This is a genomic window from Mucilaginibacter aureus (assembly GCF_053514885.1).
Map to the genome: position 1 here is coordinate 52,637 of NZ_CP170601.1, position 12,428 is coordinate 65,064.

Sequence of the window (12,428 nt, forward strand, 5' to 3'; positions counted from 1 at the left end):
ATGAAAAGTCTTAAAAAAATTGTCATCACCAGTTTATGCGGACTGCAAATGGTATTTACCATTGGCGCACATGCGCAGCAACTCCCGGTAATGGAAACGGGCGGTAAAGCGATGCCCGATGAATGGATAGATAAGGATACCGGCCACAAGGTTGTTCGCCTGGTGCGCAGGCCGGGCACTACCAATGGCAGCTTTTATTTTAATAATTACTGCTTCGTTCCGCGTAAAGCAAGCGAAGGCGATCTGATGGTATTTTCGGGCAGCACCACGAAAGAGATGGGCAACCAGCTTTTTACCGTAAACCTGAAAACGCTGGAAGTTAAACAGCTTACACACCACGCGCATATTGCCGGCGAAATGGTTTGCCCTAAAACCCACGATGCCTTTTACCAAAGCGGCGACAGTGTTTGGGCGGTAAATGCCATCACAGGTAAAAACAGGTTTATTTATGCTTTCGACCCGGCGTTTAAAGGCCGCGTGGGCACGATTAACGCCGACGGCACTTACCTGGCTTGTGTTAAAGCAACCGGCGAGCAGGAGCGCGAAATATTAAAACAGTATCCTGAAAAAAGCCAGTTTTTTAATCGTATTTACGATGCCCATATTGAGCATACCCTTTACACGCTGAATGTTAAAACCGGCGAACTGAAAGAAATTCATCGTGAAAACGAATGGACAAATCACCTGTTATTCTCGCCTGTAGACCCGGATATTTTATCGTATTGCCACGAAGGTCCCTGGGAAAAGAACGACCGCATCTGGAACATCAATATCAAAACATTAAAAAACACCCTGATGCACGTGCGTACCATGCCAAACGAAATAGCCGGGCACGAGTTCTTCGGCATTGGCGGGCAGCATGAATGGTTCGATTTGCAAAAGCCTAAAAGCAAAACCTTCTTTTTAGCTGCTTTTGATATGAAGACCGGTAAAGAGGACCGGATGTACGAAATGGACCGCAACGAATGGTCGATACACTTTAACGTGACTAAAGACGAGCAAACCTTTTGCGGCGATGGCGGCGACCCCGGCCAGGTAGCCAAAGCGCTGGATGGCGAATGGATATACCTGTTCAAACCTAACGGCGATCGCTTCAAATCAGAAAAACTGGTGAACATGAAAAACCACCACTATAAACTGGAACCTAACGTTCACTTTTCGCCCGATGAAAAATGGATCATTTTCCGTGCTAATTTTGAAGGCGTGGATAATGAACAGGTTTACGCCGTGGAGATAGCGAAGCACTGAAGAAGAATCAAGAGCCAAGAATCAAGACGTTTTAAGCAACATATCTTGATTCTTGACTCTTAATTCTTGACTCTATTTCGTGAATCTTTCTTTCAAGTACTTGCCAGTATACGAATCCTTCTTCTTGATCAAATCTTCGGGCACACCTTCAAATACCACTTTCCCGCCGTTGTTACCGCCCTCGGGGCCGATATCGATCACCCAGTCGGCGCATTTAATGACATCCATATTGTGTTCTATCACGATAATGGTATTGGCATGATCCAGCAACGCGTCGAATGATTTGAGCAGCTTTTTAATATCATGAAAATGCAGACCCGTTGTAGGCTCATCAAATATAAACAGCGTTTTATGCGCATTGTTGCCTTTTACCAGGAAGGACGCCAGCTTGATACGCTGTGCTTCGCCGCCCGACAGGGTGTTTGATGATTGCCCTAAATGCACATAGCCCAACCCCACATCAACCAAAGGTTTTATTTTGGCAATGATCTTCGGCTCTTTAGCAAAGAAAACCAATGCCTCGTCGATGGTCATGTTCAGTACATCGTCGACATTTTTTTCGTTGTAGGTTACATCGAGCACATGTTGTTTAAAGCGCTTGCCGCCGCAGCTTTCGCAGGTCAGGAAGATATCCGCCATAAACTGCATTTCTATCTTTACCTCGCCTTCGCCCTGGCAGGTGTCACAGCGGCCGCCTTCAACATTAAATGAAAATGCCGATGGCTTTAGTCCCGTTCCTTTTGCTGCGGGTTGTGCTGCGTACAGGTTACGGATCTCGTCCCAGGCTTTAACATAGGTAACCGGGTTTGAACGAGACGAGCGTCCTATCGGGTTTTGATCAACCAGTTCAACCTGTTCAATTTTACGGTAATCACCTTCAATGGAATCGTAGCTGCCGGTTTGCTCGCCATTATAGCTACCCAATGCCTTTTGCAGGGCAGGTGCTAAAATACGTTTTACCAAACTGGTTTTGCCAGAGCCTGATACGCCGGTTACTACGGTCAGCACTCCTATCGGGAATTTGGCGTCAACGTTTTTCAGGTTGTTTTCGCGGGCGCCTTTTAATTCAATAAAGTCGTTCCATTTGCGGCGGCGTGCCGGGATAGCGATCTCTTCCCTCCTGCTTAAGTATTTACCGGTTAAACTTTTCGGATCTTTCAGTATTTCTTCATAAGTCCCTTCAAATATCAGCTCGCCACCGTTGGTACCTGCCTCGGGGCCGATATCGATCAGGTAATCGGCCGCCTGCATAATTTCTTCTTCGTGCTCCACAATGATCACTGTGTTGCCCACATCCCGTAAGGATTTCAATACTTTGATCAGCTTTTGCGTATCACGTGGGTGCAGGCCAATGCTCGGCTCGTCAAGCACATAAATAGACCCCACCAAACTGCTGCCCAACGAAGTAGCCAGATTAATGCGCTGCGATTCCCCTCCCGACAAGGTGTTCGATAAGCGGTTCAGTGTTAAATAACCCAAACCAACATCATTTAAAAAGCCAATGCGGTTAACGATCTCTAATAATAAGCGTTTGGCAATAGTTTCATCGTGCGCGTCGAGCTTCAGGTCGCGAAAAAACTCGAAAGCCTTATCCAGCGGCATCAGCACAATATCGGTAATGGATTTACCTGCAATCTTCACATAAGCAGCATCCGGGCGCAAGCGGCTGCCCTTGCAATCGGGGCAATTGGTTTTACCACGATAACGGGATAAAATAACCCGGTATTGTATTTTGTAGGTTTGCTCTTCAAGCTCCTTAAAAAATTCATCTAACCCGCGGAAGTATTTATTACCCTTCCATAACAATTGCTGCTGCTTTTCGGTGAGCTGGTTGTATTGGCGATGTATCGGAAAATCGAACTGGAGGGCAGTTTTTACCAATTTATCGTTCCATTCGCGCATCTTTTCGCCGCGCCACGGGGCAATAGCTCCTTCGTAAATGGTTTTGCTTTTATCGGGGATAACCAGGTCCTCATCAATACCGATGATCTTACCATAACCTTCGCAACGTTTACAGGCGCCGTATGGATTGTTAAAGCTAAAAAAGTTGGCTGTAGGTTCTTCAAAGCGCATCCCGTCGAGCTCAAAGCGGTCGCAAAAAAAGCGTTCCTCTTCGCCGGTCTCGGTAGTGTACCGCACAAAGCAATCGCCTTTACCTTCAAAAAAGGCTGTTTGCGCCGAATCGGCCACCCGGCTTAAAGTTTCATCTTCGTTATTTTTGTTGATGCGGTCAACAACGATACGGATCTGCCCGCCGCCTTCCAGCGAGTCATCCTTTATCGAATCATCTTCCAGCAGGTTCTCTATCCGCGAAAGCGCACCTAAGTACTCCACGCGTACAAAACCTTTTTGCATTAAAACAGCCAGTTCTTCTTTAGCACTGCGGTTGTTGTGCGGATGCAGCGGGCATAAAATAGTAACCGTAGTTTCATCGGGCAAACCGCCCACAAAATTTACCACATCGGTAACCGTATCTTTTTTTACCACGTTGCCCGATACCGGCGATATGGTTTTACCTATACGGCTGAAAAGCAGTTTCAGGTAATCGTAGATCTCGGTAGAAGTACCTACGGTTGACCGCGGGTTTGAGGTAATTACTTTTTGCTCAATAGCGATGGCCGGTGCTATACCTTTAATATAATCAACTTCGGGCTTATTCATGCGGCCCAAAAACTGCCTCGCGTATGATGACAAGCTTTCTACATAACGGCGCTGTCCTTCGGCGTAAAGCGTATCAAAGGCCAATGATGATTTACCCGATCCGGACATACCGGTGATCACAACCAACTTGTTTTTAGGTATGGCCACATCCATGTTTTTTAGGTTATGTACCCTTGCCCCTTTAATCAGTATGTTTTTTTGCGAATCTATCGCGGTGTCATTCTTCATCCGTTTGTAAAAAATTTGGTGTGTTTTCGTATTAAGAGAATATAATTCTTAATTTTAGATAGCAGCGCAAAAATATAGCTTTAATGCTGTGATGAAACCAGAATTATAAATTTTATTCTTTGTTTTTTGTCAAATTATTATTTCATTTGAATCAAGTTAATCCATCGTCTAAAAATATAGTCCCTATAGAAGCAACTCTACTTAAATAATAATCGTATATCAATTAGTACTTAAAGTTGTATTTCTATGGATTTTCAATCGAAGAGTGACCAGGATCTGATCCATCTGTATGTTGCCGGTGACGAGGCAGGCTTAAAAGAGCTGATCCGTCGTTACCAGTCAAAAATTTATACATCCATTTACTTGCTTGTTAAAGACGAATATCTTGCCGAAGATATCTTTCAGGACGCGTTTATCAAAGTAATCAACACTTTAAAAGCCGGCCGTTATAACGAAGAAGGTAAATTTTTACCCTGGGTTATCCGTATAGCGCATAACCTGGTGATCGATCATTTCCGTAAAGAAAAACGCACCCCGGTTATCAACAACGGCGACGACTTTGACATTTTTGAAGTGTTGGGCCGCTATGACGAAAGTATTGAGGACCGCCTGGTACGCGAGCAAACTTACAAAGATCTTAAAGCACTGATACAGCTTTTACCTGCTGAGCAAAAAGAGGTATTGATTATGCGCCACTACGGCGACATGAGCTTTAAAGAAATTGCCGACATTACCGAGGTGAGCATTAATACTGCGCTGGGCCGTATGCGCTATGCTTTAAATAACCTGCGTAAAATGATGCAAAATAAAGAACTCAGCTTAAAAAATTAAGCTCCTGATATACGGTTCACTCTAACGTGCCCCCGTAAAGTATGTTTAATACCCAAACGTACCTTACGGGGATTTGTTTTGCGTTACATTTTCATCTTTTTTTCATAATTTTTTCATATAGCGTATACGTAAATGAAATTTTGTCCGTTTGATAAATGTTGATTTCAACCTTCCTGACGCATTTTTTCATTTTAAACAAATCTTATAATACATGAAGATGAAATTTAGATGAAAAAAAATCACAATATGTAAAATATTTTAAATAAGCTTGCGTTTAAGTACTGTAATTTAACTGCAAAGCTTATGATGGAACTTTTTACAAATGATTTAAATTCACCTGCAATCGATAACGAGATGAAGGAAGCTGAAGCCACCATACAGAATGTTGGAACCGACGAAATGTTGTTTTACAACTCCATACGTGCTGATCTGCAACAGATACAGATGAAGCCAAAAGCCGAAACGATAGATAACATACTTCACTATTCGCGAAACTATGCCGGATAATATAACAGGGTAATTCTACCTTGTTATATTTGCCTATGTTAAAAGCCGAACGTTATCAGCATTTCGTAGATTATTTTTCAAAAAACCAACCCGCGCCTGTTACCGAGTTACATTACGGTAACCCTTTTCAATTATTGATCGCCGTTATCCTATCGGCACAGTGCACCGATAAACGCATCAACCAGGTTACGCCTGCCTTATTTGAGCGCTACCCGACGCCTGAATCATTAGCCGAATCAAACTCAGACGAGGTATTTACCTATATCCGTAGTGTAAGCTATCCTAATAATAAGGCCAAACATTTGGTTGGCATGGCTAAAATGCTGGTAGAGGTTTTTCATGGCGAAGTACCATCAGAAGTTAACGAACTGCAAAAAATGCCCGGCGTTGGCCGCAAAACCGCTAATGTTATTGCCTCGGTTATTTACGATGCGCCTGCCATGGCTGTGGATACGCACGTGTTCAGGGTATCAAACCGCATCGGGCTAACCACCAATGCCACTACCCCATTAGCTGTAGAAAAACAACTGGTGAAATACTTGCCACAGGAAGTGATCGGTATTGCCCATCACTGGCTTATTCTGCACGGGCGATATATCTGTGTGGCACGCAGCCCAAAATGCGAGATATGCCCGCTAACGTGGTTTTGCAAATACTACGAACGTACCCATACAGAAGCTTATTTATTAAAAGCCGAGGCTGCCGAACTGCGCAAAGCGGAGTTAAAAAAGAAGAAACAAAAACTTGATGTGATAAGTAAAGAACTCAAAAAACGCAGTGTGGAGAAAGATATTTGATGGTTTTACACAGCTTCGCTATGTTTACTTTACCAAAATAAAAATAAATACTAAAAAAATTAGTTATTCTAAAAATATTAGTATATTTGTCATCATACAATATAAGCAATGAGCAGCGTAGAAAAATTAAAAGCATTACAGCTTACTTTAGATAAGCTTGAAAAATCATACGGTAAAGGCACCATCATGAAACTGGGCGATACCGCTATTGAGCCGATAGAAGTTATTTCGACAGGTTCGTTAGGTTTGGATATCGCTTTAGGTGTTGGTGGTTTGCCTAAAGGCCGTGTTATTGAAATATACGGACCAGAGTCATCTGGTAAAACCACTCTGGCTATCCATGCCATTGCCGAGGCGCAGAAAAAAGGCGGCATTGCTGCTTTTATCGATGCAGAACATGCTTTTGATAAATACTACGCTCAGAAATTGGGTGTAGATGTTGAAAATCTATTGATCTCGCAACCGGATAATGGTGAGCAGGCTTTGGAAATTGCCGATAACCTGATCCGCTCTGGCGCTATCGATATTATCGTGATCGACTCGGTTGCAGCTTTAGTGCCAAAAGGCGAAATTGAAGGCGAAATGGGTGATTCTAAAATGGGTTTACAAGCTCGTTTAATGTCGCAAGCCTTACGTAAGCTTACCGGCACCATCAGCAAAACCGGTTGCTGCTGTATATTCATCAACCAGTTGCGCGAAAAAATTGGTGTAATGTTTGGCAACCCCGAAACTACTACCGGTGGTAATGCTTTAAAATTTTATGCTTCGGTGCGTTTGGATATCCGCCGTATATCGCAAATTAAAGATACCGACGAAGTATCGGGTAACCGCGTAAAAGTTAAGATCGTGAAAAACAAAGTGGCTCCGCCATTCCGCATAGCCGAGTTCGATATTATGTTTGGCGAGGGTATCTCAAAAGCAGGCGAGATCATCGACCTGGGTGTTGAGTACGAGATCATTAAAAAATCGGGTTCGTGGTTTAGCTATGGCGAAACCCGTTTGGGCCAGGGCCGCGATGCAGTTAAACAATTGATATTGGATAACCCTGAATTATCCGAAGAACTTGAAGTCCGGATAAAGGAAGCCGTAACAGGTGAAGCCATAGAAAAGTAATAATTTATTTACATCGACCTATTTAAAACCTCTCGGGCAACCTCCTGAGAGGTTTTTGTGTTTTACACATATAATGATGGCGGCTAAAACATAACTTTGTATTTTTACCGTTATAGCATTATATATCAGTAATGTTTGCCTGTGTATTGAAAACATTTATACTCTTTTTTTTATTTATTGCCTTTTCAATAATGTCGTTTGCACAAGCCCCTGCTAACGACGATGCTGCGAATGCAACAATTTTAACCAATGTCACCTCGGCCTGTTCAACCGATGGTGCATATACCAGTGTTGGTGCAAACGCTTCGCTTACCGCTAACGATAAAGATGTTTGGTTTAAATTTACAGCTATCGCATTTGATGTAAGCATCACTGTTACCGGTAATGGTACCACGCCCTTAAATTCGCCCGGAATTGATATTTACTCTTCCATAAACCCTTACAATTCGGCAATTGGTTCGGTTGCTAATGGCGCTACTACTACTACTTATTACAAAGGCGGCCTCACTATTGGCCAGGTTTACTATTTTAGGGTTTATGGCCGTAATGGCAATGTAGGTACCTTTAAATTATGTATTAATAATTATAACCCAATTTTGCAGGCAGGGCAAGATTATGCTACTGCATCTATCTTATGTAATAAGGCAAGCTTTACGCAAACGGGGGTTACCGGTGCCGGCGCAAATAACCGCGAGTCGGCAGGCACCTGCCTCGATGTTGGCGGTGGCGGTTCAATTGAAGCAAACGCAGCCTGGTATAAATGGACAGCCGCCAATAACGGGAGTTTAACTTTTACTATTACACCAACCGTAGTTGCGCCTTTAGCCGATGATATAGATTGGGTGCTGTATGATCTTGGTCCGGCGGGTACATTGCCCTTAAATGTGGCAAATGCCATACGCTGCGATGCAAGCCGTGGGGTTGATTGTATTGCACCTAACCCTATTTATTACCAAACCGGGTTAAAGGCCGGGGAAACCAAAACAAGCGAGCCTCCCGGCTGTGGACCCAATATCAATGGCTTTGATGCACCGGTCGACATGGTTAAGGGGCACGTGTATGCTTTGCTGATCAACAATTTTTCGAACGGAAATAACGGTTTCACCCTTGATTTTGGTGGAACAGGTGAGTTTGAAGGACCAACATCTGCATTTACAGTAACCGGAGGGACACCATGTACTGCGGGGCAAATATTTACTTTTACTAACCAATCTGCCAATTATCAAAGTTTGCAATGGAGTTTTGGCGAGGGCGCATCGCCGGCAACGGCAACCGGGAATGGCCCTTTTAACGTAACCTATTCAACCACCGGAAGTAAGACCCCTGTTTTACTTGCCCTGGGCGGCCAGGGCTGTACTACCGTTGCCGATACCACTTTTATAGTTGGCGTAACGCCGGCCAAACCCCCTGTGAGTAAAATAAGCACACAATACTGCCTGTTGGATACGATCACTTTAAGTACCCCGATCAAGCCAAATTATACTTATCAGTGGACAGGGCCAAACAATTTTAACAGTTCGGCAAACACCATCCGGCTGCCCATAACATCATACAACATGGCGGGTGCCTATGTATTAAGTGTTACCGAGTTTGGGTGCACCAGCGATACGGCCCAGGTTATTTTGGTAAAGGTGGGGCAAAAACCGGTGGATAACTTTACCATCACACCGGTAAACCTTTGCTCGCCGCAACAAAGCTTTAATATTACCAATAACTCCACCGATTATGCTACCCTGCAATGGGATTACGGCGTGGGCGCCAATCCACCAACGGTGATCAATGCAAATACTGTAAATGTAACCTATAGTAGCTACGGACAAAAAACCGTTACTTTAACCGCAACAGGAATGACCGGCTGTGTTACCACGCTTTCGCAAACACTTAATGTACCTCAAAAACCAGCTATACCTGTTATTGCCTCTAATGGGGCGGTTTGCGTAGGCGATACCATCAGGTTGAGCACTACAGCAACAGCCGACAGCTATTTATGGACGGGACCAAACGGGTTTACTTCCGCATCGGCTACCGTCAAAATACCAGCCACAGTTGCAGCGGCCGGAACTTACAACCTGGTTGTAACAGTCGGCGTGTGCTCAAGTGATGCCGGATCGATCCTAATCGATCCGACACAGATCATTCCGATACCTATCGCTTCATTTACTGTAAACCCGCCTATATCGTCAGCTATACTACCGGTACCTACTACAGTATCGTTTACCAATACCTCAACCCTGGCAGATAGTTATTTGTGGAATTTTGGTGATGGCAGTACCTCAACAGCGGTTAACCCGGTACACACCTACAACAGTAAAGGCAGTTTTACGGTTACGTTAACTGCCACCAGCCGTGGGCAATGCACCAACAATGTAAGCAAGGGTAAACTGATATTGCGCTACCTGGTGGTGATATTTATCCCCAATACCTTTACTCCTAACGATGATGGTGTTAATGATGTGTTTAACGTTAAGATAACGAGTTTAAAAACCTACCACATCAGCATATTTAACAGGTTTGGCGCGAAACTTTATGATGGTTATGACATTACCAATGCCTGGGCCGGTACTTACCAGGGGCGCCCTGTACCCATTGGCACTTATTACTATGTTATAGATGCAGTGAGCCTGAATGATGACCCGATAAAAGAATCGGGCTATGTTACGGTATTGCGTTAAACGGCATCCACATCAATACCTATTTGTTTGAGCAACAGCGATGCGTTAAAGGTTTTGCATTCGCCGTGTTTAATTTTGTAATCAAACAGCATTTCGCCATCAACCACCTGGATATCAAAATAAAAATTGCGGATATAATCCGGATACTTTTGCTCTAATTGTGCAATCTGTAAGTCGTGCGTGGCAACAAGCCCAACGCCCTTCTTTTTAATGAGTTGCTCTATCACGGCTTTTGAGCCCTTGTATTTATCAACTGAGTTGGTGCCGCGCAGCATTTCGTCAATTAAAAAATATACTTTTTCATTGCTACCAACAGCGGCCAGCAGCATTTGCAAGCGATCAAGTTCGGCTTTAAATGTGGAAGTGCTTTCGTTCAGCGAATCTTTAATACGCATATAGCTGATGATGGTAATTACCGATACGTGCATTTTTTGGGCACAAGCAGGTGCGCCGCATAATGCCAGTACGGTGTTAATACCCAGGGTGCGCAAAAATGTACTTTTACCGGCCATATTCGATCCGGTGATGATATCGATCTTCAGCTCATCATTCAGTTCAAAATCATTATCAACACGGCTATTGCTATTGATAAGTGGATGTGCTATGCTTTGCGCGGATAAGGTATAACCTTCGCCCCTGGCAATTTCAGGCCAGCACCAATCGGGGTAATTGATAGCCAAACTGCTTAAACCTAATAAAGCCTCAAACTCGCCGATGGCATCAAAAGCGATTTCCAAACTTTGATGATTGTTGCGTTTCCAGTTTTCGATAGCGATAACCTGTTTAACGTTCCACACAAACAACGCATTGAGGATAACGCCCATCACCATATTCATGCGGGCATTTAAATTATTGATCAGCTTTGACAAGGTCCTGATATTAGTGGATACCGAACCGTTTTGCTGGTTCTTAATTTTATCGGCAACAGCTTTACAGTAATCAGATGCAAACTCCTCTTCTTCCAGTTGCTTAAAGACCACGGCAAAGTTGCCAAGCTCCTTCCCTATTTTGCCGGCTAACAGGTCGGCTTTATCAACCTGTTCACTGTTTTTTGCCACAATACGCAGGTTTACTGCCGCAACAGCAGCCGCTAAATAAATGGCGTTATAGTAAAAAACAGAGGCAATAAAACTTGCAGCAACCAGCCAGGGCGATAGCTTAATGTAAGTTACCAGTAGTTTTTCGTTGGGAATAACAATGGGCAGGCGCAGGTAGGCGAACAGTAATTTCAACTGATCTTTATCCTGCTTTAAGGCAAATAACAAATTGGCCTGTAAAGTTAGTTTCCAATCGTTTTTGGCGGCCAACTCTTTTACAGCTTCCTGCCTCTGCAATATATTTTGTTTTTGCGATGGTGCATTAAGCCATTCGGCCAATTTAGCATTTCCCGGAGTTGTGGCGCCCCGGTTTACCAGACTGAACAAAGATGCATGGCCAAAAATATCCAGATCGGAAGTGTAGTGATGCTTTTCATCAGCGAAAGCGGCGCCATTGTTATAAATATTACCACGATCAGTGATGCTGTCGATCTCGTTTTGATTAACCCTTTTAAGATTTTGGTAAAATAAAAACTGTGCCTCGTGCTTGTTTTGTTGTGTAACCAGCCAGCCAAAAATCAAAATAAACAGCAATATGGCAGCGCTTAATAATTCATAGTTTACATCAATAGCGGCTATCACGATCACAATGATCAATAATACAAAAGCACCTAAACGACTCAGCGAATAAATGTTGGCCTGTTTTTTATAATAGTCGGCCTGCTGCTGTGCGGCAGCTGCACGCTCATGGTAATTTTGAAGAATCGTGTTCATTTAAAGGCAAATTAATTGAAATTTGAGCGCTTATTCTCAAATATTCGTTCTTTTGTTTTTTAATTATGAAGATAACACTGCTCACGATCGGCAAAACTGAAGATAGCTATTTGAAAAATGGTATAGACAAATACCTGTTGCGGTTGAAGCATTATATCAAATTTGAGATTGTCGAAGTTCCGGAGTTAAAGAACACAAAAGCCCTGAGCCAGGAGCAGCAAAAAGTTAAAGAGGCCGAGCTGATCTTTAAAAACACCGCAACAACAGATCATATTATCTTATTGGATGAACGCGGATCGGAGCTAAACTCGGTGCAGTTTTCGGCTATGCTGAATAAAAAAATGATCGCATCGGTACAAAACCTGGTGTTTATTATCGGAGGGCCCTATGGTTTTGATGATGCCGTTTATAAGCGCGCCAATGATAAATTATCGCTTTCGCGGATGACGTTTTCGCACCAGATGGTGCGCCTGTTTTTTGTGGAACAGGTTTACCGGGCGTTCACCATTTTAAAGGGCGAACCTTATCATCATCAATAACATTGATACACAATTAATACG

General features: G+C 43.5%; 9 protein-coding genes. 7 read left to right on the forward strand and 2 right to left on the reverse strand.

Annotated elements, in window-relative coordinates; all coding sequences use genetic code 11:
- Complete coding sequence (locus tag ACFGVR_RS00175) at nucleotides 1-1,248, forward strand: oligogalacturonate lyase family protein (RefSeq protein WP_448700262.1); 1,248 nt, start codon at nucleotides 1-3, stop codon at nucleotides 1,246-1,248.
- Nucleotides 1,249-1,320: 72 nt separating this feature from the next.
- Here ACFGVR_RS00175 and uvrA read toward each other — a convergent pair whose 3' ends face one another.
- Nucleotides 1,321-4,137, reverse strand: coding sequence for an excinuclease ABC subunit UvrA (uvrA, locus tag ACFGVR_RS00180; RefSeq protein WP_448700263.1), 2,817 nt, complete (start codon nucleotides 4,135-4,137; stop codon nucleotides 1,321-1,323).
- Between the two features lie 246 nt (nucleotides 4,138-4,383).
- On the opposite strand from uvrA, the gene ACFGVR_RS00185 reads away from it, so the two are divergent.
- From ACFGVR_RS00185 to ACFGVR_RS00205, 5 genes are all read left to right on the forward strand, one after another.
- Entirely contained in the window at nucleotides 4,384-4,968 is a 585-nt protein-coding gene (locus ACFGVR_RS00185) for an RNA polymerase sigma factor (protein ID WP_448700264.1), read from the forward strand.
- 303 nt (nucleotides 4,969-5,271) lie between these two features.
- Nucleotides 5,272-5,475, forward strand: a complete 204-nt coding sequence (locus tag ACFGVR_RS00190) for a hypothetical protein (protein WP_448700265.1) — start codon at nucleotides 5,272-5,274, stop codon at nucleotides 5,473-5,475.
- Between the two features lie 35 nt (nucleotides 5,476-5,510).
- Entirely contained in the window at nucleotides 5,511-6,272 is a 762-nt protein-coding gene (gene nth / locus ACFGVR_RS00195; protein ID WP_448700267.1) for an endonuclease III, read from the forward strand.
- A 108-nt stretch (nucleotides 6,273-6,380) separates the two neighbouring features.
- Complete coding sequence (gene recA, locus ACFGVR_RS00200; protein ID WP_448700269.1) at nucleotides 6,381-7,385, forward strand: recombinase RecA; 1,005 nt, start codon at nucleotides 6,381-6,383, stop codon at nucleotides 7,383-7,385.
- Between the two features lie 191 nt (nucleotides 7,386-7,576).
- Complete coding sequence (locus ACFGVR_RS00205; RefSeq protein ID WP_448700271.1) at nucleotides 7,577-10,057, forward strand: PKD domain-containing protein; 2,481 nt, start codon at nucleotides 7,577-7,579, stop codon at nucleotides 10,055-10,057.
- Here the strand turns inward: ACFGVR_RS00205 and ACFGVR_RS00210 are convergent.
- Entirely contained in the window at nucleotides 10,054-11,868 is a 1,815-nt protein-coding gene (locus tag ACFGVR_RS00210) for a MutS-related protein (RefSeq protein ID WP_448700272.1), read from the reverse strand. The two genes, ACFGVR_RS00205 and ACFGVR_RS00210, sit on opposite strands and share 4 nt — an antisense overlap.
- A gap of 65 nt (nucleotides 11,869-11,933) precedes the next feature.
- On the opposite strand from ACFGVR_RS00210, the gene rlmH reads away from it, so the two are divergent.
- Nucleotides 11,934-12,407: a 23S rRNA (pseudouridine(1915)-N(3))-methyltransferase RlmH gene (rlmH, locus tag ACFGVR_RS00215; RefSeq protein ID WP_448700273.1), complete on the forward strand. Its 474-nt coding sequence runs from the start codon at nucleotides 11,934-11,936 to the stop codon at nucleotides 12,405-12,407.
- Nucleotides 12,408-12,428: the final 21 nt, after the last annotated feature.